Annotated in this window: 25 protein-coding genes; 15 read left to right on the top strand and 10 right to left on the bottom strand. The window is 63.1% G+C overall.

The genetic code is table 11. The features are described 5' to 3' along the window. The first annotated feature begins 8 nt into the window (after positions 1-8). The 3 genes from bioA to bioB are packed head-to-tail and all read left to right on the top strand — an operon-like array spanning position 9 to position 3279. The gene (gene bioA, locus N688_RS16260) at positions 9-1376 is read left to right on the top strand and encodes an adenosylmethionine--8-amino-7-oxononanoate transaminase (RefSeq protein ID WP_052890265.1); all 1368 of its coding nucleotides are present in this window, start codon (positions 9-11) and stop codon (positions 1374-1376) included. Then, positions 1373-2173, top strand: coding sequence for a dethiobiotin synthase (gene bioD / locus N688_RS16255; protein WP_052890264.1), 801 nt, complete (start codon positions 1373-1375; stop codon positions 2171-2173). Before bioA ends, bioD begins: the two co-directional genes overlap by 4 nt. 38 nt (positions 2174-2211) lie before the next feature. After that, positions 2212-3279 carry a biotin synthase BioB gene (gene bioB, locus N688_RS16250; RefSeq protein WP_052890263.1) on the top strand — a complete coding sequence of 356 codons (1068 nt, stop codon included), beginning with the start codon at positions 2212-2214 and terminating at the stop codon, positions 3277-3279. Positions 3280-3415: 136 nt separating this feature from the next. Here the strand turns inward: bioB and N688_RS16245 are convergent, their stop codons facing one another. The 4 genes from N688_RS16245 to N688_RS16230 form a co-directional block, all read right to left on the bottom strand. Continuing rightward, complete coding sequence (locus N688_RS16245; protein ID WP_052890262.1) at positions 3416-3769, bottom strand: hypothetical protein; 354 nt, start codon at positions 3767-3769, stop codon at positions 3416-3418. Positions 3770-3911: 142 nt separating this feature from the next. Next, positions 3912-4835 (bottom strand): RpnC/YadD family protein, encoded by a 924-nt coding sequence (locus tag N688_RS16240; protein WP_156025469.1) that lies wholly within the window; start codon positions 4833-4835, stop codon positions 3912-3914. A gap of 316 nt (positions 4836-5151) precedes the next feature. After that, positions 5152-6159, bottom strand: coding sequence for an RpnC/YadD family protein (locus N688_RS16235; protein ID WP_052890260.1), 1008 nt, complete (start codon positions 6157-6159; stop codon positions 5152-5154). A gap of 410 nt (positions 6160-6569) precedes the next feature. Beyond that, positions 6570-6815 carry a helix-turn-helix domain-containing protein gene (locus N688_RS16230; RefSeq protein ID WP_052890259.1) on the bottom strand — a complete coding sequence of 82 codons (246 nt, stop codon included), beginning with the start codon at positions 6813-6815 and terminating at the stop codon, positions 6570-6572. Positions 6816-7031: 216 nt separating this feature from the next. Between N688_RS16230 and N688_RS16225 the strand changes: the two genes are divergently transcribed. From N688_RS16225 to N688_RS16215, 3 genes are all read left to right on the top strand, one after another. Further along, positions 7032-7301, top strand: coding sequence for a hypothetical protein (locus tag N688_RS16225; RefSeq protein ID WP_052890258.1), 270 nt, complete (start codon positions 7032-7034; stop codon positions 7299-7301). Positions 7302-7429: 128 nt separating this feature from the next. Next, the gene (locus N688_RS16220) at positions 7430-8179 is read left to right on the top strand and encodes a hypothetical protein (RefSeq protein WP_052890257.1); all 750 of its coding nucleotides are present in this window, start codon (positions 7430-7432) and stop codon (positions 8177-8179) included. 35 nt (positions 8180-8214) lie between these two features. Beyond that, on the top strand, positions 8215-8577 hold the full coding sequence (locus N688_RS16215) for a hypothetical protein (protein WP_052890256.1): 363 nt from the start codon (positions 8215-8217) through the stop codon (positions 8575-8577). 196 nt (positions 8578-8773) lie between these two features. Here N688_RS16215 and N688_RS16210 read toward each other — a convergent pair whose 3' ends face one another. Further along, entirely contained in the window at positions 8774-9811 is a 1038-nt protein-coding gene (locus N688_RS16210; protein ID WP_052890255.1) for an extracellular catalytic domain type 1 short-chain-length polyhydroxyalkanoate depolymerase, read from the bottom strand. 469 nt (positions 9812-10280) lie between these two features. On the opposite strand from N688_RS16210, the gene N688_RS16205 reads away from it, so the two are divergent. From N688_RS16205 to N688_RS16180, 6 genes are all read left to right on the top strand, one after another. After that, positions 10281-11543, top strand: a complete 1263-nt coding sequence (locus N688_RS16205) for an ABC transporter substrate-binding protein (RefSeq protein ID WP_052890254.1) — start codon at positions 10281-10283, stop codon at positions 11541-11543. A gap of 186 nt (positions 11544-11729) precedes the next feature. After that, positions 11730-12647, top strand: a complete 918-nt coding sequence (locus N688_RS16200) for a branched-chain amino acid ABC transporter permease (RefSeq protein WP_052890253.1) — start codon at positions 11730-11732, stop codon at positions 12645-12647. Positions 12648-12668: 21 nt separating this feature from the next. Next, positions 12669-13778: a branched-chain amino acid ABC transporter permease gene (locus tag N688_RS16195; protein ID WP_052890252.1), complete on the top strand. Its 1110-nt coding sequence runs from the start codon at positions 12669-12671 to the stop codon at positions 13776-13778. Then, complete coding sequence (locus tag N688_RS16190) at positions 13775-14632, top strand: ABC transporter ATP-binding protein (protein WP_052890251.1); 858 nt, start codon at positions 13775-13777, stop codon at positions 14630-14632. The genes N688_RS16195 and N688_RS16190 overlap by 4 nt, the downstream gene beginning before the upstream one ends. After that, positions 14619-15416, top strand: coding sequence for an ABC transporter ATP-binding protein (locus N688_RS16185; protein ID WP_081838924.1), 798 nt, complete (start codon positions 14619-14621; stop codon positions 15414-15416). Before N688_RS16190 ends, N688_RS16185 begins: the two co-directional genes overlap by 14 nt. Positions 15417-15423: 7 nt before the next feature. After that, positions 15424-16194, top strand: coding sequence for a 3-hydroxybutyrate dehydrogenase (locus tag N688_RS16180; RefSeq protein ID WP_052890250.1), 771 nt, complete (start codon positions 15424-15426; stop codon positions 16192-16194). A 66-nt stretch (positions 16195-16260) separates the two neighbouring features. Here the strand turns inward: N688_RS16180 and N688_RS16175 are convergent, their stop codons facing one another. After that, complete coding sequence (locus N688_RS16175) at positions 16261-17091, bottom strand: TetR/AcrR family transcriptional regulator (protein ID WP_202901940.1); 831 nt, start codon at positions 17089-17091, stop codon at positions 16261-16263. 371 nt (positions 17092-17462) lie between these two features. Here N688_RS16175 and N688_RS16170 point away from each other — a divergent pair, with 371 nt between their 5' ends. The 3 genes from N688_RS16170 to N688_RS16155 all read left to right on the top strand — a co-directional run bounded on the left by N688_RS16170 (position 17463) and on the right by N688_RS16155 (position 22009). After that, the gene (locus N688_RS16170; protein WP_052890249.1) at positions 17463-18998 is read left to right on the top strand and encodes an acyl-CoA synthetase; all 1536 of its coding nucleotides are present in this window, start codon (positions 17463-17465) and stop codon (positions 18996-18998) included. A gap of 718 nt (positions 18999-19716) precedes the next feature. Beyond that, positions 19717-20799: a class I SAM-dependent methyltransferase gene (locus N688_RS16160; RefSeq protein WP_052890247.1), complete on the top strand. Its 1083-nt coding sequence runs from the start codon at positions 19717-19719 to the stop codon at positions 20797-20799. Between the two features lie 202 nt (positions 20800-21001). Beyond that, positions 21002-22009: a sugar-binding transcriptional regulator gene (locus tag N688_RS16155; protein WP_052890246.1), complete on the top strand. Its 1008-nt coding sequence runs from the start codon at positions 21002-21004 to the stop codon at positions 22007-22009. Positions 22010-22163: 154 nt separating this feature from the next. Here N688_RS16155 and N688_RS16150 read toward each other — a convergent pair whose 3' ends face one another. The 4 genes from N688_RS16150 to N688_RS16135 form a co-directional block, all read right to left on the bottom strand. After that, positions 22164-22448 (bottom strand): HPr family phosphocarrier protein, encoded by a 285-nt coding sequence (locus N688_RS16150; protein ID WP_052890245.1) that lies wholly within the window; start codon positions 22446-22448, stop codon positions 22164-22166. Positions 22449-22711: 263 nt separating this feature from the next. Next, positions 22712-24277, bottom strand: coding sequence for a dihydrolipoamide acetyltransferase family protein (locus N688_RS16145; protein ID WP_052890244.1), 1566 nt, complete (start codon positions 24275-24277; stop codon positions 22712-22714). 66 nt (positions 24278-24343) lie between these two features. After that, the gene (locus N688_RS16140; protein ID WP_052891527.1) at positions 24344-25324 is read right to left on the bottom strand and encodes an alpha-ketoacid dehydrogenase subunit beta; all 981 of its coding nucleotides are present in this window, start codon (positions 25322-25324) and stop codon (positions 24344-24346) included. 83 nt (positions 25325-25407) lie between these two features. Further along, entirely contained in the window at positions 25408-26382 is a 975-nt protein-coding gene (locus N688_RS16135) for a thiamine pyrophosphate-dependent dehydrogenase E1 component subunit alpha (RefSeq protein ID WP_052890243.1), read from the bottom strand. Positions 26383-26384 lie beyond the last annotated feature (2 nt).

Below are 26384 nucleotides of genomic sequence, written 5' to 3'. Positions count from 1 at the left end.
GCTGAGCTATGGCCTCTCGCGGCGAGAGCATTCGCTGGCAGAATCTCGACAAAAGCGTACTCTGGCACCCCTTCACCCAGCAAAGCGACTGGGAAGCGGAAACCCAGCTGGTCATCGAGCGTGCCGATGGCTGCTATCTCATCGACAGCGACAACAATCCCTACCTTGATGGCGTCTCATCGCTGTGGGTCAACATCCACGGGCATCGTCACCCGACCATTGATCAGGCCATTCGCGAGCAGCTAGAGCGCGTCGCCCACACCACCTTTCTCGGCCTGACCCACCCGCCTGGCATCGAGCTGGCGCAGCGGCTCGTCGATCTTGCCCCGGGGCGTCTGCAGCGCGTCTTTTACTCCGACACCGGAGCGGCAGCAGTCGAGATCGCCCTCAAGATGGCCATCCAATACTGGCAGCAGTGTCCTTCACCGCAGCCGCAGCGCACCAAATTCTTCGCCCTGCACAGCGCCTATCACGGCGACACTGTGGGCGCCATGAGCGTCGGCGGCATCGACATGTATCGCCGTTCCTATCTATCGCTGCTCTTCCCACATATCGAAGCTCGCAGCGCCTACTGCTATCGTTGTCATTTGCAGAAAAGCTATCCGGCCTGTCAGATGGCCTGTCTTGAAGAGGTCGAGCGAGTCATCAGTACCCATGCGCACGAGCTGGCGGCGGTCATCATGGAGCCGTTGGTCCAGGCGGCGGCGGGCATCTATGTCTACCCCAAGGGCTACACGCGGGCCGTCTGGGAGATCGCCAAACGTCATGGCGTCCTCTTCATCGCCGACGAAGTGGCCACGGGCTTCGGGCGCACGGGCAAGATGTTCGCCTGCGAGCACGAAGGCATCGAGCCTGACCTGATGGCCATCGGTAAAGGGCTGACCGGGGGCTATCTGCCGCTGGCGGCCACCCTGGCTACCGAAGAGATCTATCGGGCCTTTCTGGGTCCCGGGCGCACCTTCTATCACGGCCACACCTACACCGGCAACCCGCTGGCCTGTGCGGCGGCCCTGGCCAACCTGCAGGTCTTTGAGCAAGAAGAGACGCTTCAGCGTCTGGAGCTGCGCATTGCCCTCATGGAAGAATGGCTACGCTCGTTCCAGGCCCTGCCGATTGTCGGAGACATTCGTCAAAGCGGCTTCATGGTGGGCATTGAGTTAGTGCAAGACAAGAAGACCAGGAGACCATTCCCGCCTGAGCAGCGGGTGGCCGTGCGCGTCATCAAGGAGGCGCGGAAGCGTGGCCTGATCTTGCGCCCGCTTGGCGATGTTTTGGTGATCATGCCACCGCTGGCGATTTCGCATCCCGAGCTGGTGCGTTTATTGGATATTACCTATGCTGCGATAGAGAAAGTTGCGGAGGAAGTCCTCTCATGAAATGGGCCTGCTTTATTACTGGCACCGATACAGGTGTGGGCAAGACCGTGGTCACAGCGGCCCTGGCTGCAGCCCTGGTGCAGCGCGGGCTGCGCGTTGGGGTTATGAAGCCGGCAGAGACCGACTGTCCCCCGGAGCAAGGACGTGAGGGGGCCCATGATGCGCAGTGGCTACGTCAGGTGGCGCGCTGTACGGCGCCGCTGGAGCTGGTTGTCCCTTATGCCTTGCCGCTGCCGCTGGCCCCGGCCCTCTCGGCGGAAGAGGCCGGCGTCACCATCGAACTGGCGGAAGTTGTGCGCTGCTATCGGCAGCTCCTAGCGACCCATGACGTTGTCCTTGTCGAGGGAGCGGGTGGTCTCTTAGTGCCGCTGACGGCGCAGCTGACTATGCTTGATCTGGCTGTTGCCCTGGGGCTGCCGCTGTTGGTTGTTGCGCGCAACGTGCTGGGTGTGATCAACCACACCTGTCTCACCGTAACTGTGGCCAGCCGGCGGGCGCGCGTCCTGGGCGTTGTGCTCAACCATCCGGGAGCACCTGACGAGAGCGATCTGTCGGTGCGCAGCAATGCCGACGCCTTGCGGCGCTGGTGTCCGGTGCCGTTGTATGGTCCTGTGCCCCATCTCGCCGACCTGAACGAGGAGGCCCTGGCGGCTGCCGGCAGTCTGCTTCTGGGCGCCGGATTGCTGGAGGGCATGGCTCTGGACATTGCCGAGGGTGGAGGAGTCGGCGCGAGTGTGTCGGCGGCAGCGACGGAAGAGGGGATTCCCACCGAGCCACTCAATGAAGCTGGGGCCTGATCATCGGCAAGTAAGCAACCTGGGGAGGAAGAAAAGCGATGCCTGTTGATTTCCAGCAACTGGCAGACAAGGCCATCAAGGGGGAGGTGCTCACGCGCGAGGAATGTCTGGCGGTGCTGACCTGCCCAGATGAGCGCATTTTAGAGCTACTGGCCGCAGCCTATCGCGTGCGGCTGACCTTCTGCGGTCGACGTGTGCATCTGCACATGCTTATCAACGCCAAGAGCGGGATCTGTCCCGAGGATTGTCATTATTGTTCGCAATCGAGTATTTCGCGGGCAGCCATCGAGCGCTATCCACTGGTCAGCCTGGAGCGTCTGCTGGAGGGGGCGCGCCGGGCGAAAGAGGCGCACTGTCGGCGTTATTGCATCGTCATCAGCGGGCGCGGGGCCAACAATCGAGAGATCGATTTTCTGGTGCGAGCTGTGCGGCGCATCAAGGAAGAGGTAGATATTGCCATCTGCTGCAGCGTTGGCCTGATCTCGGAAGAGAAGGCGCGCCGGCTCGCTGAGGCGGGAGTGGAGCAGCTCAATCATAACTTGAATACCAGCGAGCGCTACTATCCGTCTATCTGTACGACGCATACCTATGAGGATCGCTGGCAGACGCTGCAGGCGGCGCGACGGGCGGGCTTGCACCTGTGTAGTGGGGCGATCTTTGGTCAGGGGGAGTCGCTGGAGGATATTATCGATGTGGCGCTGGCCTTGCGTGAGCTGGAGCCGCAGTCGATCCCAGTGAATTTCCTGTTGCCGATTCCGGGAACGCCGCTAGAGCATACGCACTACTTGCGCCCCTATGACTGTCTGCGCATTCTTTGCCTGATGCGCCTGACCAATCCAAAGCAGGAGATTCGGGTATCGGCGGGCCGTGAGGTGCACTTGCGTTCATTGCAGCCATTGGCGCTCTATGCGGCCAATTCGGTCTTTGTGTCGGGCTATCTGACGACGCCGGGGCAGCATTATGAGGAGACGTGGCAGATGATCCGCGATCTGGGCTTTGAGATCGAGGAGCATGTCCCTGAAAGGCCAGAGGAGGCGGAGGCGGTCCTGACGGTTGGCGAGGTCGGCGAGGTCGACAAGCCGGTTCATGCTGGTGGGGCTGACTGAGGGAGGCTGCTGGATCGGGCTACCTGCCGGTTCAGGATCATGAAGAAGCAGAGGGCAACCGTCCTGCTTTGAGCGAGCGGGATGGTTGCCCTTCTTGCTGTGCGACTATCAGGGGTACGGCGGAGGTACGGGGGCTTTAGGGATCGGTGTCGTCGCTTTCGTGCTTGTGGAGATAGGAGCGCAAGAGATCGCGCAGATGCTCGGCATCAGGGGCCTGGCCAGTCGCGAGCAGGAGCTGACGGATGGGGCGCAGCGAGTGGATGTGAGCGGCCACGGTGGTGGCGAGCGGCTCCAGTTGGGGGAAGCGGCTGCGCACGCCGGCGATGAGGTCTTCACGGCCCTGCTGGAGGGCTTGCTGACGGCCCTGCTGTAAGGCTTGCTGGAGGCCTTGTTGGAAGCCTTGTTGGAAGCCTTGTTGGAAGCCTTCCTCGATAAGGGCGCGGGCGGCGTCGGTCTGTTTGAGTTCGGCGATGAGGTCATCGAGGGACATAGCGGCCTGCGATCCTTTCCTTATCTTCGTTGGGGTGAGTGATCAGCTCCCACTCGTCACGAGCGGGAGCTGACCCGAGAAAGGGAGAAGCCAACTCCGACGGCGGTGAAAGCGGATGATGAGAGAAAGGGTCTGGCTAAGGTTAGGAGCCGTTGCCGGTCGGGGGCTGGCCAGCGTTGTCGGGCAGGTGGGAGAGCAGCAACGACTGGAGTTCCTCGGCACTGCGTGCGAGGCCAATCGTGAGCAAGAGCTGATGGATGGTACGCAGCGAGTGGATGTGAGCGGCCACGGTGGTGGCGAGCGGCTCCAGTTGGGGGAAGCGGCTGCGCACGCCAGCGATGAAGTCTTCGCGGCCCTCTAGCAAGTCTTGTTGGATGCCTTGCTGCAGCCCTTCCTCGATGAGGGCGCGGGCGGCATCGGTTTGTTTGAGTTCCTCAAGGAATTGTGACAGCATCTGGATCTGCTCCTGAAGCCACTGACGCTCGCTGGCGGGTGCGTCGGCCCAGGCCAGCGAGGCTAACAACAAGCCAACTTCGAGTAACTCATACTGACGTGCCTGCTGCAGGCGTTCGATCATCGCCCGGATGACCTGGCGACTGCGCCCCTCGCGAGTGAGCGGCAGCAGGGGGAGAACTCCCAGGCGCTGCCGATCTAAGAGGTCCTGAGAAGAGCACTCCCAGAGCGGGATGACGCCAAAATGAAACTCGTGGACAAGCGAGGTGTCGGGTAACTGCCGCCGATAGGGAGCCGAAGGAACCCGACAGCGCCGCAGATAGATGACACATGAGTAGACCGGGCAGCGATGGCGCTGGTCTGCAAGGATATTATACATCAGCAGGCGGTGCACCATCTGCTCATCAGCCTGGCTCTGGAATTCGATGTGAACTAGCAGGGGCTGATCGGCCAGGAGGCACTGGCTCAGAACATCGGCGTAGAGAGCACCTAGCTCGGCGAGCGGGGGATCGGTTTTGAGGAGGAACTCGCCAGAGGCATGCCGCAGGAATAGAGCCTGTGGCAGGACGAAGGTGATCAGGTCCTGAGTGGCGAGAGAGAAGAGCTGCTTCATGCTCCGGTCCCAACGAGAAGCCATAGAGTAGCAGGCAAGCCTCCTGTTCTGCGGTGGTGAGGTATGCACTGAGTATAGCAGATTTGGAGACATAGATCAAGAGTTTTTAGAGATGCTTCTTTTTATACAAGAAAGATTATCAATAAACAAGCGAGCGATATTTAAAGAAGCGGGCAGTGAAATGGGGGCTACGACCCTGCCGGGGGAGTAGTCGCGAGGAGGAGGGCCGTCGGCGCAGAGCGAGCAGACGGGGGAGGACGTGCTGGCCCTGCAGGCCGACGGGACCCCGGAGCAGATCAGCTCTTTCCTGGACTCGCTAGCGGAAGCCGTGGTCGATGGGAGCGCCTGGGGGCTGGTCGTCGCTTGTGGGCAGGTACAAGAGCAGCAAGGAACGCAGGCGCTCGGCGTCGGGAACGGTGCTGGCCTGGATAGTGAGCGTCAAAAGCGTGTCAAGATCGCTGATGGCGGTAGCGGCCAGCGTGGCCAGCTCGTTGAGAGCGGGAAAGCGAGCGCTGACAATGTCCACCAGGAGCCGTCGGTTCTTGTGGAGACTTTCTTGTAAGCCCTCTTGACGGCCCTGCTGGAGGCCTTCTTGTAAGCCCTCTTGACGGCCCTGCTGGAGGCCTTCCTGGATAAGAGCGCGGGCGGCGTCGGTCTGCTTCAGTTCTTGTAAAAATTCGGTCAGCATTGTGAACTGCTCCTGAAGCCACTGGCGCTCGCTGGCGGGGGCATCGGCCCAGGCCAACGAGGCTAACAGCAACCCAACTTCAAGTAACTCATACTGACGTGCCTGCTGCAGGCGCTCGATCATCGTGCGGATAACCTGGCGACTGTGCCCCTCACGCGAGAGCGGCAGCAAAGGCAGCAACCCCGGAAGCTGCCGCGCCAGCAAGGCCTGTGCCGAAAGCTCCCAGAGCTTGACGATGCGAAAGTAGAACTCATGCACAGGCGAATCATCAGGCAGAAAGCGCTGATAGGGCGTCGTCGGGACACCACAGCGGCGCAGGTAGATGACACACGAGAGCACCGGGTACCCGAAGCGCCGGTCTGCAAGAATATTATACATCAGCAGGCGCTGGGGCATGCTGGGGTCAGCTCGACTCTGAAACTCCAGGTGGATGAGCAGAGGCTTGCCCGCCAGCGTGCAAGTGCTCAAGGCATCAGCGTACAAGGCTCCTAGCTCGGTGAGCGGCGGATCAATGGCAAGCACAAACTCGCCCGAAGCCTGCTGGACATGGCTGGCCCCCGGCAAGACAAAGGTGATCAGATCCTGCGCGGCCAGCGAGAACAGCCGCTTCAGGCTGAGATCCCAGGACGAGACCATAGAGTGAGGCGCTCAACCTCCTTCGGCGTGCTGAGGGGAGTATAGCAGATTTGGAAACATAGATCAAGGGCTTTTGGTGGAAAGATCGCTTGAAAAAGAAGTGATCATTTATAAACAAGCAAGCAATATTTAGTAGAGCCACTGCGAAAGCCTCTCGCAGCCGCTCGCCGGCCTGCCTGACGGAAGGAGAAAACTGCGGCAAGACGCTGCCCTGTCCGCTCCGCGGGCAGGGACCTCACGCCCCCTGCTCGTGCTCAAGAGGAAGCCACTCTGATGGGGCCTGACGACGGCCAGACTGGTAGGCTGAAATTTCGAAGGCACACATGATCCGTGGGGCAGTCACCGGGAGTAGCTAGCCCATATCTCGGCGCTCACAGTGCAAGGCGGCTAGGGACAGGAAAGACGACGGCTCACTCTTCCTGGTCCTGGTGCCCGTTCGCCGTCTCCTCGTCCGGTCCCTCAACCTCTTCAAGCAGCTCCTCCATCGGCACCTTGAGATAACGCGCTACTTTCCAGAGCGTCAGCGAACTCGGCATGTAGTGCTTGTCGTGTACCATTCGGTACACCATATTCAAAGGGATATTGGCTTCTCGTGATAATCGCCCCTGGCTGATCCCTTTCTCCTGGAGGACTTCTTTGATTCGGAGCCGTATCATGCAGATTCCGCCCTGGTGGACATATTCGCTCTGAGTATACAGAGCAGAGTGCCTCGTGTTAACTCCTCTAGGGGGTAGCCACTTATCTATATACCTTGATTACGATATAGTCCTTGTGGTATTATGATAGAGAGCTAGTGAAAGAGAACACCGATAGATGTACTCTGCACGATAGCTATCGATTAGTGTCTTCTCAAAAAGAAAGGAGCGTGCAAGATGACGCGCCAGGAGGCTGAAGCCCTAGCCGAGCGCATTCGCAACGATCGGGAAGCGCGGGTCACGGTCCTGCGCATTCAAGAGCAGCGCGAGCCGCCGGGCAGCTATCATCTGCTCTGCGCCCATGCCAATGGTCTCTGTTTCCTGGTCACCAAAGAACAGGACTGGCAGCGCCAGCGCCAGCACGCGCTAGAGGGTCATCCCCTGACCAGGCTCGCTCTGGAGAAAGAGAGGTGGGAACCGTTGTCGCACTTCGATAGTGCCTTGTGAGGTGGTGAGGGCGGCCTGCTTTGCGCTGCTGGTCTTGCCTTGTCTCGCCTCGCCTTGTCTGATGTGATGGCCTGCTATTTCGTGGAGTTGGCTTTGTTACCTTGCTGAAGAAGTGGAGAGTGGTTCTGATGTTACGACGCACCCTCTTGCTCGGCTCGCCCGCGCTGGCCCTGGCCCTGACCGGGACCGAGACGACTGCGCAAGACGCCGACGCCTGTGACGATCCGACCGTGGTTCTGGCGCTGGATCAAGACGAGTGCCAGGCGCGCCTGCTAATGCGAGCGGCGACCCTGGCCGAGCGCAGCGGCAGGCTGGTCGAGGCCCTGCGTCTGACGCAGGCGGCCTCTGAGCTGGCCCGGCGCTCGGCCTCTCCCTATGCCGAGGTCCCCGTCGCCTATCTGGCGGTCCTCTGCGGCGAATATGCCCGTCAGCACCACGATGCACCCATGCTGGAGACGGCCCACAGTCTGGCGCGCAAGCTCCGCGGCACGCTCCTGCACGATGGCGATCTGGCTCAGCTCCGTCTGCAGCTTGCCCTGTTAACCAGGCCCAGCGCTGCTGCTGAGCTGGCCCGCCTCACGCTCGACGTCTGGTGGCGCCCTGAGCTGATGCTCAACGACGGTACCTGGCACTGGGCGCGCGGGGGCTTTGTGGTGAAGTCGCTGGAGGCCCTGATCTTGAACGGCTACCTGGAGCAGGCCCGCGAGCTGGCCGACTATTTCGCCCGCCATCCGCAGACGTTCACGACGTACGAGGCCCTGCGCTGGGAATGGGCCGCCATTCGCACCCGCCTCTACGGCAGCCTGGCTGAGCGCCGCGCCTTCCGCTGCCAGGCCTGCTGTCGCGGCTATGTCCGTCAGGCTGTCATCGCTCTGTAATATACAAAAGGAATAGGCGAAGGAGGCTCAGTCAGATGAGCGCTGCTCAGGAGAGCAAAGAGGAAGGGCGAGCCAGCATGATGGCCGTCTATAAAGCCATCGCGCGCCGTCGAGAGAAGGATTATCGCCGTCGGCTGGTGGCCTCGGGGCGTGCCCGCCGCCCCTATGGCTCTCTGGGAGACGATCCCGTCGCCGTGATGGTTCTCACACCGCGCTTTGAGCGGGCCGAGCGCGAATTTCTACCGGCCCGCATCCGACGCCGCCTGCACCGCTATCGCCTGGGCCAGACCTGCGCTGAGACGCCCGCCAGACCCGCCAGCGCCCAGCCCGCTGCAGCCTCCGGCTTGCAAGCAGATCCCTTTCCGATCCGCTCTTCGAGTGTTCGTTTGCTCTCTTAACCCTCTGGCCCGCTCAGGTTGGGGAGGGCGAGTCGGTCGCGACCGGTCGCTCTCCCCCGTCTTCTGATCCTGCCACCGGTCCGGGTGACGACGACGTGCAAGAGCGTCGCGCCGCTCGGACCGGTCCCGTGTCGACTCAACAGCCGGGCTGCTGGCCTGCTGCTGCCAGGGCAGGAAGCCGCAAACTGGGGAATAATCAGGACATGGGGTGATTCATAAAGAAAGTGTACATGGCGTTGGTCGCGCTCGGTCCGGCGGGATCGGTATAGCTGCCGCTGCTGCTGCCGCCCGACCAGGCATGGCCCATGCCGTAGACCTTCCAGTATTCCTGGATCTCTCTGCCGCTGCGATCGGTCCAGGTCTGGACCGTATAGGCGTGTCCCCCAGGAACCTGACCGTTGCTGCTGCTCGACGGGCTGCCGAAACTGGGGTTGTAGCTACCGCCCGAGGCGAGAGAGTCGGTCGTCATCCACTGCTGCACTACCTGATCGCCATTGATCGGGTAGACCACGTAGTCGCTCTGGCCGTGGAAGACAATGGTCGGCACGAGCCGCGCCCGGCTCCCCATAGCCTGGTAGGCAAGCTGCCCCTGCTGCTGCGGATCGGGGCCGCCATAGAGCTGGGCCAGTGGCGCGCTGTAGGCCGAAGTGGCAGCCTGATATTCGAGGCCCGAAGCCACACCGATGGCCGCAAAGAGATCAGGATAGGTGGCACCCATAATCACGCTCATCGCCGCCCCGGCTGAGAGACCGGCCACATAGACACGCTTACGGTCAATTGTCCACTGCGACGTATGCTGCTCAACGGTCTGGACAATGCCGGCGATGATGGCCGGCTCGCCATAACCTCGTACCTGGTTGATTGGCAGGAACCAGTTCCAGCAGGCGTAGCTGTTATAGAGGCTGGTCTGCTGAGGATAGACCACAATGAACTGCTGCTGATCTGCCAGGGCGTTCATCTGCGTCCCAGCGGCGAAGTCAACGGGTGTCTGCAGGCAGCCGTGCAGCATGACGATCAAAGGCACTGCAGTGCCGACATGGTAGCCGGCAGGGGTGTAGACGTAGTAGGGACGGCTCCCCGCTGGTCCGCTATAGAGATACTGGACAAAGGCGCCGCCGCTGGCATGGGCCGCCGGCGCTGGCAGAAGGAAGAGGCTCGTCAGCACGAGGACGAGAAGACCGACGAGCGGCCAACGGCTGTGAGGAAGAGAACCAGGGGATGTGGAGTTCGGCATACGGCAATCTCCCTTGCTTGCTCATGGATGCCTTCGTGGCATCGCGAGGCCGCGGTCTGTCTGCGGGCAGACCTGAATAGGTTGTCTGGACAGAAGGCGCAGCGCTGTCGCCGTCCTGCGCTCGCCGCCTCCGGCCAGCCCCGTCCCGTTCGTGAGCACCCCAGCTCGACCACGCGACTGATGGCTCCGCGACGGGCCGGGCCTGCCTCGGCTGACCGGAAGCAGCGAACATGACACATGATTCATGTATCATATTTCGCCTGATCCTGTCAAGGGTAGAAGGTGGAGAATTCCCTCTTGACAAAGGCGGTTTTCCGACTATCATGATACATGAATCATGTGTCATATGATGAGTGACTCATGATTCACTCTGCTGATCACTGCGATAGCCCACGCATAGCCCAGCACAGCGATCGGTGTGGCTGCTAAGCAACGAGGCTGTCACCAGCGGAAGGAGGAAAGCACGATCATGAGGCTTCAGCGACCACCAGCTCCAGTGGAGCAGCGCAGACGCGGCGGTTCCGGTGTGGGCCTGCTTCTTCCCAGCGTACTCCTGTTCCTGCTCCTCTTGAGCGCCTGCGGGAGTGCGAGCAGCAGCGGCGGAGGCGGGGGAAGCAGCGCCAGCGCGCCTGGAGTCGACGCCGACACCATCACCATTGGAGGAGTGCTTGACACCACCGGCCCCATCAAGGTGATTTGTGCTCCCATTTTGCAGGGGGACCAGCTCTATTTTAACCAGGTGAACGCTGCCGGTGGCATCAATGGGCGCAAGATCAAATTCATCCAGGTCAGCGACAACGGTGACTCCACGCGCACGCGCGATGCCGTGCGTCAGCTCGTCGAGCAAAATCACGTCTTTGCCATCTTCCAGGTCTGCGGCTCTGGCAATGCCAACGTCGCCGAGAGCTACACCGTTCCGCGTGGTATTCCTTTTATTGATCCCATTGGCGGCGGCTCCAAATACACCGACCAGAGCGGCAAGGCCCTGCCCTGGGTCTGGATGACCCAGCCCAACTATGGAGACGAAGGGCACGTCATCGGCTACTATGCTGCCACCACCCTCAAAGCGCGGAGTGTTGGTCTCCTCTATGAAGACGACGTCTTGGGCCTGCAGCAGAAGACCACCCTGGCTGAAGCGCTGCAGAAGTACGGCAGCAAGCTCGTGGCCTCCGTCGGCTACAACGCCACCCAGACCGACTTTTCGGCGGCTCTCCAGACCCTCAAAGCCGCCGCGCCCGACCTGATCGTTCTCAACGGTCTGCCCAGTCCCACAGCGCGCTTTGTCGCTACCGCTGCCGCCCAGGGCTATCGTCCGCGGCTGGGCTACCTGGCCAACTATCCGATGGCTGACAACTCCTGGGCCAAGGTCCTGGGTGCTGCCGGCGAAGGCATCTATGTCAGCGGCTACACCAGCATGGACACACCCGTTGCGCAGCAATATTTGCAGGCCACCCGCAGCGATCCCGTCTTTAGCGCCTACAAGTTCTACGGCTACATCAACGCCAAGATCATGGTCGATGCCCTGCGCAAGGCCGGCAGCAATCCCACGCGTGCCAGTCTGCGCGACGCCCTCGACCACGATTTCGTCAACTACGATACTGGCTTTGGGCCGACGCTGACCTGGACGCCGGAGCGTCACGGCGGCGTGAGCGACTTCATGTTCTTCCAGATCAAGCAAGGGCAGCTCACGCCTGTCAGCTCGTTCATCAAAGCCAGCGCCGTCTGGCCCTAGAGCCTGCTCTCTAGAGAGGCGTGAGGTGAGCGACGGCGCTCGCCTGCCGCCTGCAACTCGACAGCCAGCGCCGCTGCTGTGGCCTTCCTTGTAAATAAGAAGGGCGCCGGTGGTCTAAGGCTCTGGCTGTCGTTCTGCTTGTTTGCTGACTGGCTCGTCCTGGCTGACGAAGAGAGGAGGCATCTTGTGCTTGCACTGCTCCAGGTCCTGCTGTCGGGGCTGGTCACCGGCAGCCTCTACGGCTTGCTGGCGCTGGGCATTGTCCTGATCTATCGCACGACTGGCGTACTGAACTTCGCTTACGGCGCCCTGGCAGCCACGGTAACCTCTTTTCTCTACGTGTTACTCACAGGGCCGCGGCTCCCTTTTTGGCCAGCTTTGCTGCTGAGCCTGCTCTTTGCGCTCCTACTTGGCGCTCTTGTCGAGCGCGGCTTTGCGCGTCCGTTGCTGGCGGCCCCTATCCTCACCAAGGCCATTGCGACCCTCGCTTTAGCCCTGGTGCTGCAGACGGTCGTCCAGGCCCTCTGGCCGCAGCTGACCTCTCCGGTGCACTTCCCAACGCCCTTTGAGGGTCATGCCCTGCACTTCGGCGGCCTCTATCTCTCGCTGGTCGACGGCCTGACGCTCCTGACGATGGTCCTGCTGCTCATCGTATTGCAGCTCTTTCTGCTGCGCACACGCCTGGGCATGGCCATGCGGGCGACCGCCGATAGTCTGGAGGCGGCGCGGCTGATGGGCATTCCCGTGGGGCTGATCTTCTTGCTGGTCTGGATGCTGGCCAGTCTGCTGGCAGCCGTTGCCGGCATCCTGATTGCTGCCCGGCAGACCGTGATCGACGTGCAGTTCATGGACCCGGTCCTGTTACTGGCCTTTATTGGGGCCGTGCTGGGCGGCCTCGATCGTCTGGAGGGGGCAGTCCTCGGGGGGGCGCTCGTGGGTCTGGCTGAGAACGTGCTGGCCCTGCTCCTGGCCGGCCATAGTCTTGGCGCCCTGGATCTGGGCAATCCGGGCATCCGTGAGGCCCTGATCTTCGCCGGCTTTGTGCTCTTGCTACTGCTGCGTCCTCGCGGCCTCTTTGGCGGGGCCGCCCTGCGGCGCGTCTAGCGCGGATGGAGGTGAGTGGCTATGAAACGGATGGATTTGCCGCTCAAGAGGGGCCGGCTCGGGCAGAGCGCCCCCAGAGCAGCGCTCTCTCTGACTGCGAGCGAACGGCCAGGTGGGGCGTCAGGGAGCACACGCCTGGCCTGGCAACGAGCGGCGGCCACGCTCCTGGGACTCCTTGCCCTGGTTCTGCTGCCATTGCTCTTCGACCTGCTCTTTGGGGACAGTGCCGATTTCCAGCTGCATCGTGTCACGCTGATCCTGATCCTGGCCATCGCCGCCCTGGCGCAAAACCTGCTCACCGGCTATGCGGCCCAGCCATCGCTGGGCAACGCCGCCTTCTTCGGCGTCAGCGCCTATCTGCTGGCCTGGTTGAATAGTGACCTGCAGCAGCCCTACTGGCTGGCGATACTGGTCGCTCTATTGGCCTGTGCCCTTCTTGGCCTGATCGTCGGTGGCCCGGCCCTGAGCGTCTCGGGGGCCCATCTGGCCATCGCCACCCTGGGCCTGGTGGTCTTGACCGGTTCGCTGCTGACGCTGTGGGATACCAGTGCGGGCCGCCAGAGCTACGAGCTGACAGCCCTGCCCGAGGCCCTGGGCGACGATCGCGTCCTCTATTATCTGGTGCTGGCCCTGACAGCGCTCATCTTCTTTTGCGCCTTTCACCTGCTGCGCTCGCGCGTGGGGCGGGCCTGGATTGCCCTGCGCGACAGCGAGGTGGCGGCGGCGGCCTGTGGGGTGGCTCTGACGCGCTACAAGCTGCTCGCCTTTGTGGTCAGCGCGGTGCTGACCGGGCTGGCGGGCGTGCTCTATGCGACCTGGGGCACGACGGCCACGGCCAGTATGTCGAGCGTTGACCAGACCATCGCCTTTTTGACGATGATCGTCGTCGGCGGGGCCGGCTCCCTGTCCGGCTCCCTACTGGGGGCGCTCTTCGTCGGCCTTGTGCCGCTGCTCTTAGGCGAGCTACCCGATCCGCTGATGCTGGGGCCGCTGCAGCTCCCAATTGCCACGCTGACCACGGGCATCTACGGCGTGCTGCTGCTGCTCGCCTTGATTTTCTTCCCCGGCGGCCTGAGCGCAGTCTTTAGCCGAGGCGGGCGCCTGGCTCGGGAAGAGGGAGGGAAGCCATGAGCGCTGAATGGCAGACGGCTCCGCAGGAGGCGCGCCGGCGCAGACCCTTGCTGGAGGTGCAGGGGCTGACCGTGCGCTTTGGCGGCCTGCTTGCAGTGGCCGACCTCGATCTGCGTGTCGAGGAGGGCGAAATCTTGGCCCTGGTCGGTCCGAACGGGGCTGGCAAGACGACGGTTCTCAATTGTATCAGCGGTTTTGTGCGTCCTGCGGCTGGCTGTATCCACTTTGCGGGGCGGGATCTACTGGCTCTCGGGCCTGAGCGCCGGGCGGCTCTGGGGATCGGGCGCACCTTCCAAAATGGGCAGCTTTTCGCCAGCATGACCGTCCTGGAGAATCTGCTCATCGGACGTCATACCTATCTGCGGGCCGGTCTCTTGCAGGGGCTATTGCCCTGTGGCCCAGCCAAGAGTGAAGATGCACGAGCACGCCAGCGAGCACACGAAATCCTGGCCTGGCTTGAACTGGAGCCATATGCCGACTGTGTCGTGGCAGCGCTACCGGCAGGTCTGCAGAAGCTGGTCGGCGTGGCGCGGGCTTTGGCAGGGGAGCCGCGCCTGCTCTTGCTGGATGAGCCGGCGGCGGGTGTGTCTCTGCGCGAAGTGGCGGCCCTGGCCGAGCAGCTGCGGCGCTGGAATGCGGAGCTGGGCCTCACCCTGCTGCTGATAGAGCACAACATGGAGGTGGTTCAGGCAGTGGCGCAGCGCGTCTGCGTCCTCAACTACGGGCGCAAGCTGGCCGAAGGCGAGCCAGGCAGGGTGTTGCGCGAGCCTGCCGTCCTGGAGGCCTATCTTGGCCGCGACGAGGAGGTGAACCCTCTGCAGGAGCAGGAGGTGAGCGATCATGCTGCGGGTTGAGAATCTACGCGCCGGCTATGGGCCGCTGGAGATCCTGCATGGCGTCTCGCTGGAGGTCCCAGCAGGGAGCCTGGTGGCCCTGCTCGGGGCCAATGGGGCCGGTAAAACAACCCTGATGCGGGCCATGACGGGTCTGCTGCCGGCGTGGAGCGGGCGCATCCTGTTCGCTGGCCAGGAGGTACAGCGTGCCAGCGTTGAGCGGCGGGTGCGCCTCGGCTTGGGACTGGTGCCCGAGGGACGCGAGTTGTTTCCCTCCCTGAGTGTGCGCGAGAATCTCCTGATGGGGGCCTTCACGCGCCGCGGGCGTGCGGCTATCGAAGCTGATATCGAGCGTGTTCTGACCTGCTTTCCGCGTCTCAAAGAGCGGCTGGCCTTGCCAGCGGCCAGCTTAAGCGGTGGCGAGGGCCAGATGCTAGCCATCGGGCGAGCCTTGATGAGCCGACCGCGCCTGCTCCTCATCGACGAGCTATCCCAGGGCCTGGCGCCGGCCATTGTCGAGAGCGTGCTCGCCGTGTTGGTACGCCTCAACCGCGACGAGGGGCTGACCATCCTGCTGGTTGAGCAGAATGCGCGTAAGGCGCTCAAGGTAGCCAGTTTGGCCTACGTGCTCCAGAGCGGCAGCATCGTCCTGCAGGGCCAGCCGGCTGACCTGGCAGCCAGCCCGGCTATACAGCATCTCTACCTGGGCGGCGAGGCGAAGGTCGAGGGGTCAGACGAGCAGAACCTTGATGCGCGCTCCCTGGTGCGCGGGAGCCTGAACAACGAAGCAAGAGGAGAGGAGTGAGCAAGCAATGGAAGGTTTGACAGGCAAGGTAGCGCTGGTCACGGGCGCCGCCTCTGGTATTGGGCTGGCCATTGCGCAGGATCTGGCCAGGCATGGCGTGCGCGTGACGCTGTGCGATGTCAACGCCGCCCAGGGGGAACAGGTGGCGGCGACTTTGCCAGAGGCGCGCTTTGTGGCCGCAGATCTGACGCGCCAGGCCGACATCGAACGCCTCGTCGCCACAACGCTGGACGCTGAAGGGCGCATCGATATTCTGGTCAATAACGCTGGCTTTCAGCATGTGGCGCCGCTGGAGCAGTTCCCGGTCGAGAAGTGGCGCCAGATGATCGATCTGATGTTGACAGCTCCCTTTCTGCTGACACGGGCCGTGCTGCCCGGCATGTATGAACGTGGCTGGGGGCGCATTGTCAATATCGCTTCGGTGCATGCCTTGCGAGCGTCGGCGCTGAAGGCGGCCTATGTCAGCGCCAAGCACGGTCTGCTGGGGCTGACGCGCGTGACGGCCCTGGAGGGAGCGCCCCACGGCGTTACCTGCAATGCTGTCTGCCCTTCGTACGTACGCACGCCGCTGGTCGAGGGCCAGATTCCGGCACTGGCGCGCCAGCATGGGATTCCCGAGGAGCGCGTGGTGGCAGAGGTGATGACGGCGCGCAGCGCGATTCGCCGCCTGCTGGAGCCGGGGGAGGTCGCTCAGTTGGTGAGCTATCTCTGTAGCGAGGCGGCGGCGGGGATCACCGGGAGCGCCCAGGTGATCGACTGCGGCTGGACGGCCCAGTAGTCCAGCCGGGGTGAGGGCAGGTGAAGATCGTGGGAATCGGCCTGGCCCAGCCCGGCGGGGCCGCAGTCAATCAGGCTGCGGCTCCGACGGCCTGGCCTCCGATCCCGGCTTTGCCGGGGAGGCAGTGACGGCCAGACCGTGGGTGATGAAGTCCATGAGCGTTGCAAAGACCTGGGAAGGTAGCACCTGCTCTGCGCTCGGCTCGCTCTCGTCCTGGCTCGTGTGGGCTGCGGCAGGCGCAGCAGGCGCCTCACTCGCAGCGGCGGACTCCGGTGCGTTCGTCAATTGGGGCCAGACGATCCAGCGCAGGGCGAGGAAGTGGCCGATGCCCATCAGAGCATAGGCCAGCGTCTCCGGGTCCATTGAACGGATCTGGCCGGCCTCCATCGCGGCACGCAGGCCGCGCGCGTAGCCCCGGCTGATGCTCTGGTAGTATTCTTGCGCCGCTTCGGGGGCCACGCGCTCAGCTTCTTCGACGATGCGATAGACGCTGTGATGAGCAGCGGCGAAGCGGAAGAAAGCGATAAACCCCTGCCGCTCGATCTCCAAACGGTTGGTCAGACCAGCCGTGGCCGCCGCCGAAGCTTCGCGCAGGCGCCGACCCAGGTCTTTGACCAGCTCGACGAAGATCTCGCGCTTGGTACGGAAATAGATGTAGAAAGTGCCCTGAGCGACGCCGGCGCGCCGCGTGATCTCTGAGATGCTGGCCTCATAGTATCCCAGCTCGCCAAAGACCGCTTCGGCGGCCTCCAGGATGCGTTGGCGCGTGATCTCGCCGCGCGAGAGGCTGGGAGTGCTCGCACTCTCTTTCTCTCTGGTTGGCTGCACCGACCCTGCTTTGGCTGGGGTGGCACGCCCGTTCTCCAAGGCGTTGGGCTGAGCTGCTTCGTCCATCATGTGTGATTCTCTATTCCTCCTAACGCTTCTTCTGATAGTGCCGGTCTTCACAGTGGCCTCACCCTGCTTTGACGATGGTCTCACGATGCTCTTATGGTCACATAAGTGGGCACTTCGTGTCCAGTACCTGCTTTTGCCCCTGGCCATCACTCTGCCGTTTCCTTGCTGTAGGGCAAAGGCGGGCTGCCCGAGGAGCGAAGGCTCTGGCTGGCACGCTACCAGCTTGATTTTCGGCCCGACCTCGGGTACAGTTAGCAATATGATAGATGATTCACATATCATATTTTAGCATAGCGGCAAGAAGCTGGGTAGCTGAGTTGCGGCTTGCGCTGCTGCGAGCTGCGAGAGTTTCCTCTGTGAGGAGGTCCTGGATGGAGAAGACCTTTCTTGGTCTGGGCGAATGGCTGGAGCGCCGTGCCCAGCTGACGCCCGAGAAGATCGGCCTGATCGATGTCGAGAGTGGGGCGCGGCTGAGCTATCGCGCTTTGAACGAGCGAGCCCGGGCCCTGGCGGCGCTGCTGAGCGAGGACTACGGTGTTGGTCCGGGCGAGCGTGTGGCGGTGCTGGCCCACAACGCGCCCGAGTATCTGGATGCGCTCTTTGCCGTGGCCCTGCTCGGGGCTATTCTGGTGCCGCTCAACTGGCGCCTGACGATTCACGAGCTGCTGACGATTGTGCGCGACTGTGAGCCCTGTCTGCTTTTGCATGACGAGGAGCACAGCCAGCGGGCCGGCGAGCTACTGGAGGCGCTGCCACCAGTGGGCGTGATGCCGCGTCTGCTCTCCTTTGCGGCCTTTCCAGGGGAGGATCGGCGCCGGGCGGCGCGAGCGCGTCCCTTCGCGAGTGCCGACGGTGAGGAGCCGGTGCTGATCCTCTATACCTCTGGCACCACGGGCGTGCCCAAGGGAGCCTTACTTTCGCATCGCATGATCACCTGGAATGCCATTAATACGCAAATCAGTTGGGGGCTGCGCGACGACGATATCACGCCGACCTTTGCGCCTTTCTTTCACGCTGGTGGCCTGAATGTGCTGACGACGCCACTCTATCACTGTGGTGGCACGGTAGTGCTGCTGCGCTCCTCTGATCCGGCGCTGATCTTGGGCACGATTGAAGCAGAGCGCTGCACAGTAGTGTTTGCCGTGCCGACCGTTTTTCAACTGATGCTGGAGCATCCGGCTTTTGCCACCACAGATCTCTCGTCGCTGCGCTTCTGTGTGACGGGCGGCTCTTCCTGTCCGCTGCCGGTGATTCGTGGCTATGGGGAGCGTGGTGTGCTGCTGCGCCAGGGCTATGGCCTGACCGAGGTCGGGGTCAACTGTTTCAGTCTGGCGCCCGAGGATGCGCTGCGCAAGGCTGGGTCGGTGGGGCGTCCGGTCTTCCATTCGCGGGCGCGCATTGTCGACGAGCACGATCGAGATGTGGCGCCTGGAGAGGTAGGTGAGCTGGTGCTGGCGGGGCCGCATGTCTGCTCGGGCTACTGGCGGCGCCCGATGGAGACGACGGAGGCCGCGCGCGGCGGCTGGTGGCATACTGGCGATCTGGCGCGCTGCGATGATGAGGGCTACTACTACATTGTGGGGCGCAAGAAGGACCTCTTTATCTCGGGTGGGGAGAATGTCTATCCCGCCGAGGTGGAGGCGGTACTACTCGCTCATCCCGGGGTGGCCGAAGCGGCGGTGGTCGGCAGGCCCGACCCACGCTGGGGCGAGGTTGGGCTGGCGATCGTTGTGCCGCGTGTGCCAGGTGGCCTGCGTCCTGAAGAACTGTTAGCCTTCTGCGGCGAGCGTCTGGCCCGCTACAAGATCCCCAAGGAGATCGTTTTTGCCGAGGCCCTGCCGCGCAATGCGATGGGCAAGGTTCTCAAGGCAGAGCTGCGGGCGCGCTATGTGCGGGGAGAGGCGTAGTGAGGCCCCTGTCGCTGCCCCAGGACCGCCCGCCTCCCGACTGGCGGCCAGGTCCGTGGTCAGGCTCGCCGGGGCGAAAGCGGGGCTGCGTCAGGAAGTGGCTGGCGAGGTAGGCGCCGGCTCCGGCTGCCGGCCCCAGGCCGTTAGCACGGTCCAGAGGCCTCGGCGATGGCCTGCTGGTAGAGCCGGGCCAGCTTGGCCTCGTCCTCGGCATTGAAAGGATAGGTGGCACTGGGAACAGGCCCAGGCTCGCCGGCTGGCTGTGGCTGACCACGCGCTGCTCTCTTTGCCAGAGGCAGCCTCTGGACCTCGTGCGCGCTCTTAGGGTTGCTGCTCCTCCCAGGGGAAAACATTGGAAGCGGTGGAAATACGCAGGCTTCGCTCTCGGCCAGGGACGATGCTGCATAGACCTGACTTGAGCTTCGACCTGATTGTTGAGAGAAGAGCCTCTTTCTATCTCTGTAACAACCTTCAATCATCTCTGAAATCTTGCTAATGGTTTTTAGGTCATAGAAGAGTATTATAAGTATAACATCGGTAAAGTTCGAATACAAGGGATTGGTATGGTTGGAACGAATGAAGGAGAGTCAAGGGTGTGGTTCCGATAGCGAAGCTGAAGGGAATGCACGGGTAGTATGGGTACCCCAAGTGAAGACGACGGTGCTATAATAGCAAAGGACTTATCCCGTGAGATGCGCGAAGAAAGGAGGCACTGGACGTGAATGGGCCTGCAGCGAGTGGCGAGCAGCGGCGTCGCGTCCCGGTGCCGGTTCGTGAGCGAGCCTTGCGCGTCGGGGACTTGATCGTCATCGACGGTCATCGAACCCGGCGCCAAACGCTGGCCGAACGCTTGCAAACAGGCGGCTATCGGCTACAGCACACAGCTCACTTTCTCATGGCGGAGCGAGCGGAGGAGCCTCGGCGCCTGCTGATCCACTTTTTCGCTCCCCAGGAACTGGATGCCGATCTTGGCGCCTGGTTTCTCGAAGAGCTGCGACCTGCCGGCTGGCTAGCGACCCCGGCTGACCTGGCCCAGCTCTTCGCGGGAGTCATTGGCTCCTGTGCTCCGCGTGACCCTACTCTGGCCTGGCGGCGCTATGGCGAAAATACCCTTTGGCGCTACCGTCGTCTTGTGCAGTGTGCTCAGCCGCAGGTCCCGCTGCCCCGATCAGACTCGCCCGTTGCCGTTTTCTCCAGCCTCTACCGCCGCGTCGGCGCCCTCATCAGGCGAGCGCGCGCTACTGCTGCCGGTACCCTGCTCGATGCTGGCTGCTCCTTCGGTTTCCTCCCCCTGCTGCTCGCCGACGCCTTTCCTGAACTGAAACTGAGGGAGATCGTTGGCCTCGATCTGCGCCCCGACGCCTTTCTCGTGGCTCGTCAGCTGGCCGCTGAGCGTAGTTGGCATCAAGTGCGTTTTGTGCAGGCTGATCTACGTAGTGCCGGCCAGGTCGCGGCCCTCGGCCAGTTCGACACTGTCGTGGCGCTGCACGTGCTGGAGCACTTCGGCCCCCAGGAAGGCGAGCAGGTACTGAGCAACCTGCTGGCGGCCACCAGGCGCCTCCTGGTGATTGCCGTTCCCTATGAAGAGCAGCCTGAGCCGGTCTATGGGCATCTGCGCGTCTTCTCGCCGGCCACCCTTGAGGAGCTGGGAAGGCATTGCCTGGAGCGCTTAGGAAGACGGGGAGGACGCTACTGGTGCGAGGAATGTGCTGGCGGCCTGCTTGTTGTCGAGCCTGGTCAGAGCGATGCGACATCGGCGAGCGTTGCGCCGGTCACGCCAGGCACAACGGTGGGAGCCTGAAGCTCCAGCAGCGTAGCTATCAGGCGCGGGCTGTATCCGCAGGGCCTGGCCTGGTCTCTGCGGCAGAGGCTGACGCTGTTGACAAGGCCAGTGCCAGCCTTTTACAATATTTCTCAAGGTTGCACGTTGGTGCAAAGATCGGCGTTTGTGCCGAAACGGGCGTGCGAACGATCTCTGTTGCTCAGGGAAAGGGCACAACAGTATGACTCAGGAAAGCGACGATATTTATCTCCTGACCGAGGTGGCCAGCCTCTACTACGAAGAGAACTACACCCAGGAGCAGATTGCCAAAATGATTGGCATCTCGCGCTCTGGCGTTTCCCGCCTGCTGAGCCGCTCACGGGAGCTGGGTCTGGTCGACATTCACGTCCATCAGGTGCTGCGCACCTCTGCTGCTCTACAAGAGGAGCTTATGGAGCGTTTTGGGCTACAGGATGCGCAGGTACTGGAGGCGGCGGAAGCGGAGGGGGTAGCCTTGGACCGCGTGGGGGCGTTGGCGGCGCGCTACGTGGACCGGCGCATCCAGGAATCGCACGCAGAGGGGAAGCGGCCCATTCGCACGGTCGGCATTTCGTGGGGGACCTCGATGCTGGAGATGCTCAAAGCCTTGCGTCCCCGGAGGCGCCTGCCACTCAATGTGATCCAACTCATGGGCAGCGTCGACACCTCCAGCCGGCCCGACATCGATGGGCCGGAGATCGCGCGTCGCCTGGCGGATGCCTATGGCGGGCGCTGCTATTACCTGCACGCGCCCCTATTGGTGGCCGATGCCACGGTGCGAGAAGGGCTGCTCAAGGAGCGCAGCCTGCGTCGCTCGTTCCAGATGATGGAGCAGATGGACATGGCGCTGGTGGGCATCGGTGGCGCACGCCCGGAGGCCTCTGGCCTCTTTCGTGCTGGCTACCTGGATGAAGAGGAGCTACAAGTGATTCGCAGTCAGGGAGCCGTTGGTGATATCTGTGGCTGCTACTTTGATATCGAGGGCTGCCTCTGCGCCCAGGAGCTGCTCTGTCGCACGGTGACGGTCTCGTTTGAGACGTTGCGCAAGGTGCCGCTGGTCATCGCCGTAGCGGCGGGCGCGGCCAAAAAGGAGGCCATGTTTGGGGCCTTGCGGACCGGCGTCGTCAAAGTGCTGATCACTGACGAGCCGGGGGCCCGTGCCCTCCTGCAGCTGGCCGCTAGCCAGGAGCTGGCTCAGCTCCCCGGCTAAGCCAGCTCGTCCAGCCAGCCAGGCAGGCATCTTTCTGGAGAGAGAGACGGGGACGGAGCAGTATCGTCAAGCGTAGCGAGCAGATGCCAGACCCGCGCTGTGCCCGGCCTGCCGTCCCCACCTCTGCTTACGGCCTTCGCTGGCTGACCCGGCCTTACGAAGAGGGCGGCAAGGCTTCCTCGGCAAAGTCGCGCTCGATCAGATCGACCAGGGCGGCAACGGCCTGCTGCTCGTCTTCGCCTTCGGCGGTGATCTCGACCTCGGTATTCTTCCCCACGGCCAGCGTCAAAATCAGGACCAGGCTTTTGGCGTTGACGCTCTTGCCTTTGCTGCTGATGGTGATCTTGCTCTTGAACTGATTGGCCAGCCTGACGAATTGCGCTGCAGGGCGGGCGTGCAGGCCAACCTCATTGCGCACAATGGTTTTTGCTTGCTGCATGCACCTGTCTCCTTCAGTCGGTGGTGGAGCACTCTGCTCCAGAGGACAGTGTACCATCTCCGTGGCTCCCTGTCGCCTCTCTGGCGCCGGTACCCGGGCAACGAGCAGCAGGTGTCGCGGACACCGGTGTGGGCCATAGACCCTACCAGCTGGTGGGTGACGACCCGGCAGCGGTGCCCGCTCTCGTTGTCGGACGGGGAATGTAGCCGGATGATACCTCTGCCCGTGCGCTTGCTCGTAGGAAGGGTTACCGCGCCTGGAAATTAGAGCAGTAAATAGGGATTTTCAAGTAGCTGCTTGCAGCGCTGCAGGAAACGGCTGCCACTAGCCCCGTCGAGGACGCGGTGGTCGGCGGAGAGCGAGACCTTCATCACGGGGCGGATCTCCAGGCGGGCGGCCTGCTCGGCTGTGCCACGCGGACCGTCGTCGATGACCACGCCGCGCCGTGTTACCTTGCCTACAGCGAGAATGGCGCTCTGGCCCGGGGGGATGATGGCATGGAAGGTATCAATCCCGTACATACCCAGATTGGAGATAGTGAAGGTGGCCCCCGTGAGATCGTCGGGCGAGAGCTTGCCAGCGCGCGCGCCCTCGACCAGACGGCGCAAGGTACGCGCCAGCTCGGGCAGACTCTGGCGGTCGGCATGGCGGATGACCGGCGTCAGCAGGGACTGGCCGGTATCGACGGCCACACCAATGTGAACGGCGCGCCAGCGACGGATGACCTCCTTGCCTGGTCCACGACTATCGTCGAGGGTGGCATTGATCTCGGGGGAGGCGCGCAGAGCGGCGGCCACCGCGCGGATGATGATGGCCGTCAGGGAAGGGACCTCTTCGCCCTGCGCTGAGAGGCTGGCGACCAGGCGCTGGCGACAGCGCTCAGCCTCGCTCATATCGATCTCCAGATCAAGATAGATATGGGGCATGGTGGTGACGCTGGTCAGCATGCGCTGCCCGATGAGGCGCCGCGCTGGCGAGAGTGGAATGACCTCGGCCTCCTCGCTCTCCTCTCCAGCGATCACAGGCGTGGGCGCTGCAGGAGCCTGTGACCGGGAGCGGGCCGCTGCCGTGCTGGCCGTGGCGCCATCGTCCAGGGTGCTTTGAAGCGTCTCCTGCTGCTGGCGGATCGCCAGGGCTGTCTCGACATCGGCGCGCGTCACCTTCTCGCCTCTTTTCTGCTCGGCCAGGGCCGCCAGATCTACCTGATGCTCGCGGGCCATCTTGCGCGCCAGCGGCGTGGCCCGCACCTCTGGACCTGCCTGCTGAGCCGGCTGGGTGGCCACGAAGGCCAGGATGTCGGCGCGCGTCAGAGGAGGCTCAAAGCCAGCCGCGACCACGGCACGGAGATCCACAGCCTGCAAAGCCGCCTCGCGCTTGGCGGCGGGCGTACTGGCGATGCGCGTTTCCTTCGTGGGTGCCTCTGCCTCTCGTGGGCTGGATGGGGCTGAGACTGCGGTTGAGGAAGGAACGTCGACGGCAGGAGAGGAGAGAGAAAGACGCTCCTCGCGCTGGACGGGGGCCACAGCCGCAGCGGCAGCCGAGCTAGCAGCGGCGGCAGCGGCAGCCGGATCGCGCCCCTCCGCCAGCAAGAGGGCCAGCGGGGCGCCCACCGCCAGTGTCTCCTCCTCGCCGGCCAGAATCTGCAGGAGCTGGCCCGTACAGGGGGCCTCGACCTCCAGAGCGACCTTATCGGTCATCACCTCGACCAGCGGCTCCCCTTTCTCGAAGCGCGCCCCCTCGCTGAGAAGCCAGCGCACCACCGTGCCTTCGGTCATTGTCATGCCCAGCTTGGGCATCGTCAGCGTACGTTGCTCGTGCTGCGTCTGCATCGCGCCGTCACCTCTGCCTTGTCTGCTTACCTGGATTGCCTGGGACTGCCCGGCGGCTGAGCCAGCTCACAGCGGCCTCCGCTGCAACAGGCGTCTGGCGGCCTGATAGATATCCTCTTCCTGGGGGGTAGCCCGCCGTTCGAGGGTTCGGTTGTAAGGAATGGGCGTCTCGGCCCCGCCCAGGCGCAGAATCGGGGCGTCGAGATAGTAGAAGGCCTCGCTAGAGGCAATGCGGGCCGCGATCTCGCCACCGAAGCCGCCGGTCAACACGGCCTCATGGACGATCAGCACCCGCCCAGTCTTGCGCGCCGAGGTAATCAAGGTCTCCTCGTCGAGCGGGCGCAGCGTGCGGGGATCGACCACCTCAGCCTCGACACCCTCCTCAGCCAGGCGCTCGGCCACGGCCAGGGCGCGTGGCACCATAATCGAGAGGGCAATGATCGTCAAATCCTTGCCGTGGCGCTTGACCTCAGCCTGCCCGATGGGAATCGTCCACTCGCCGCGAGGCACGAGTCCCTTGTAGCGATAGAGCAGCTTGTGTTCGAGGAAGATCACCGGGTTGGGGTCGCGGATGGCCGAGAGCAGCAGCCCCTTGGCGTCGGCGGGCGTCGAAGGGAGGACCACTTTCAGACCGGGCACGTGGGCAAACCAGGCCTCCAGGCTCTGCGAGTGCTGGGCCGCTGCTCCGGTGCCGGAGCCGAGCGGAGCACGGAAGACCACCGGCACCTGGGCCTTGCCGCCGAACATAAAGCGCAGCTTGGCCCCCTGATTGACGATCTGATCCATGCCGATGGCCATGAAATCGCTGAACTGGAATTCGGCCACTGGGCGCATACCGGTGAGGGCGGCACCAATGGCGCTGCCGGCCAGGACTGCCTCCGAGATCGGCGTATCGCGCACGCGCTCCTCGCCGAATTCATCGATGAGACCGTAGGTCACGCCAAAGGCCCCGCCATAGATGCCGATATCCTCGCCCATCAGGAAGACACGAGGGTCGCGTCGCATCTCCTCGCGCAGGGCCTCGCGAATGGCCTCGGCGTAGGTCATCTCCTGGACCTGGCTCTGAGCTGCCTCTGATGATGGCTGGGGCGCACCGGTGGTGATGGTTGTCGGGAAAGACGAAGGACCGCTCATGCGTACACTCCTTCCAGGAGAGAGTCGGGATCGGGTTCGGGGCTGGCCAGGGCGAACTGATAGGCTTCCTCGATAGCCTGGTAGGCCGCAGCTTCCTCGCGCTCGATCTCCTCTTGGGTCGACAGGCCGTGGTCGCGCAGATAGGCGGCCAGTCGCTTGATGGGATCGCGCTCCTGCCAGGCGCGGATCTCATCACGTGTGCGGTAGCGGTTCTGGTCGCTCTTAGAGTGGCCTTTATAGCGATAGGTCACAGCCTCAATCAGGGTCGGACCCTGGCCAGAGCGGGCGCGAGCGGCGGCCCGAGAGACGGCCTCGTAAACGGCGAAAACGTCGTTCCCGTCGACGCGCTCGCCGGGAATGCCGTAGGCTACGGCGCGCTGAGCAATGGTCTCGCAGCGTGTGGCCTTCCGCACGGACATCGACATGCCGTACTGGTTGTTCTCGCAGAGGAAGATGACGGGGAGATCCCAGATAGCGGCCAGGTTGAGCGACTCGTGAAAGGTACCTTCGTTGGCGGCGCCGTCGCCGAAGAAGCAGAGACAGACGCGATCAAGCCCCTGCATCTTGATGCTGAGGCCGACGCCGGTCGCAATGGGAATACCGCCGCCGACGACACCGTTCGCGCCGAGGTTGCCGGAGGCGACGTCGGCGATGTGCATGGAGCCGCCGCGTCCACGGCAGTAGCCGGTTTCTTTGCCGAGCAGTTCGGCCATCATCAGCTTGAGGTCGGCCCCTTTGCTGATGCAATGACCGTGACCGCGGTGGGTGCTGGTGATATAGTCATCGGGCCGCAGGGCCTGTAAGGCCGCAGCGGCGGTAGCCTCTTCTCCGATGGAGAGATGGGTGGTGCCGTGAACTTCGCCGCGCATGAAGAGTTCGTCCACCTTTTCTTCAAAGGCGCGGATGCGGTACATGGTCTGCAGTAGGCAGCGCATCTGCTCGGGAGAGAGGGCGGGAACCGCTTCAGACATAG

The sequence above is a fragment of the Thermogemmatispora carboxidivorans genome (genome assembly GCF_000702505.1).
GTDB classification, from domain to species: Bacteria; Chloroflexota; Ktedonobacteria; order Ktedonobacterales; family Ktedonobacteraceae; genus Thermogemmatispora; species Thermogemmatispora carboxidivorans.
The sequence above is the reverse complement of the archived record's forward strand: the minus strand, read 5'-3'. Positions and strand labels throughout refer to the sequence as shown.

Bases quoted from the DNA above. Each gene is read 5' to 3' on its own strand.
- N688_RS16210 (WP_052890255.1), bottom strand. From the start codon at position 9,811: ATGCCGAACTCCACATCCCCTGGTTCTCTTCCTCACAGCCGTTGGCCG.
- N688_RS16170 (WP_052890249.1), top strand. From the start codon at position 17,463: ATGGAGAAGACCTTTCTTGGTCTGGGCGAATGGCTGGAGCGCCGTGCC.
- N688_RS16175 (WP_202901940.1), bottom strand. From the start codon at position 17,091: ATGATGGACGAAGCAGCTCAGCCCAACGCCTTGGAGAACGGGCGTGCC.
- N688_RS16205 (WP_052890254.1), top strand. From the start codon at position 10,281: ATGAGGCTTCAGCGACCACCAGCTCCAGTGGAGCAGCGCAGACGCGGC.
- N688_RS16225 (WP_052890258.1), top strand. From the start codon at position 7,032: ATGACGCGCCAGGAGGCTGAAGCCCTAGCCGAGCGCATTCGCAACGAT.
- N688_RS16245 (WP_052890262.1), bottom strand. From the start codon at position 3,769: ATGTCCCTCGATGACCTCATCGCCGAACTCAAACAGACCGACGCCGCC.
- N688_RS16140 (WP_052891527.1), bottom strand. From the start codon at position 25,324: ATGACCTACGCCGAGGCCATTCGCGAGGCCCTGCGCGAGGAGATGCGA.
- N688_RS16190 (WP_052890251.1), top strand. From the start codon at position 13,775: ATGAGCGCTGAATGGCAGACGGCTCCGCAGGAGGCGCGCCGGCGCAGA.
- N688_RS16235 (WP_052890260.1), bottom strand. From the start codon at position 6,159: ATGGTCTCGTCCTGGGATCTCAGCCTGAAGCGGCTGTTCTCGCTGGCC.
- N688_RS16155 (WP_052890246.1), top strand. From the start codon at position 21,002: ATGACTCAGGAAAGCGACGATATTTATCTCCTGACCGAGGTGGCCAGC.
- bioB (WP_052890263.1), top strand. From the start codon at position 2,212: ATGCCTGTTGATTTCCAGCAACTGGCAGACAAGGCCATCAAGGGGGAG.
- N688_RS16220 (WP_052890257.1), top strand. From the start codon at position 7,430: ATGTTACGACGCACCCTCTTGCTCGGCTCGCCCGCGCTGGCCCTGGCC.
- N688_RS16150 (WP_052890245.1), bottom strand. From the start codon at position 22,448: ATGCAGCAAGCAAAAACCATTGTGCGCAATGAGGTTGGCCTGCACGCC.
- N688_RS16215 (WP_052890256.1), top strand. From the start codon at position 8,215: ATGAGCGCTGCTCAGGAGAGCAAAGAGGAAGGGCGAGCCAGCATGATG.
- bioA (WP_052890265.1), top strand. From the start codon at position 9: ATGGCCTCTCGCGGCGAGAGCATTCGCTGGCAGAATCTCGACAAAAGC.
- N688_RS16195 (WP_052890252.1), top strand. From the start codon at position 12,669: ATGAAACGGATGGATTTGCCGCTCAAGAGGGGCCGGCTCGGGCAGAGC.
- N688_RS16180 (WP_052890250.1), top strand. From the start codon at position 15,424: ATGGAAGGTTTGACAGGCAAGGTAGCGCTGGTCACGGGCGCCGCCTCT.
- bioD (WP_052890264.1), top strand. From the start codon at position 1,373: ATGAAATGGGCCTGCTTTATTACTGGCACCGATACAGGTGTGGGCAAG.
- N688_RS16185 (WP_081838924.1), top strand. From the start codon at position 14,619: ATGCTGCGGGTTGAGAATCTACGCGCCGGCTATGGGCCGCTGGAGATC.
- N688_RS16145 (WP_052890244.1), bottom strand. From the start codon at position 24,277: ATGCAGACGCAGCACGAGCAACGTACGCTGACGATGCCCAAGCTGGGC.
- N688_RS16230 (WP_052890259.1), bottom strand. From the start codon at position 6,815: ATGATACGGCTCCGAATCAAAGAAGTCCTCCAGGAGAAAGGGATCAGC.
- N688_RS16240 (WP_156025469.1), bottom strand. From the start codon at position 4,835: ATGAAGCAGCTCTTCTCTCTCGCCACTCAGGACCTGATCACCTTCGTC.
- N688_RS16135 (WP_052890243.1), bottom strand. From the start codon at position 26,382: ATGTCTGAAGCGGTTCCCGCCCTCTCTCCCGAGCAGATGCGCTGCCTA.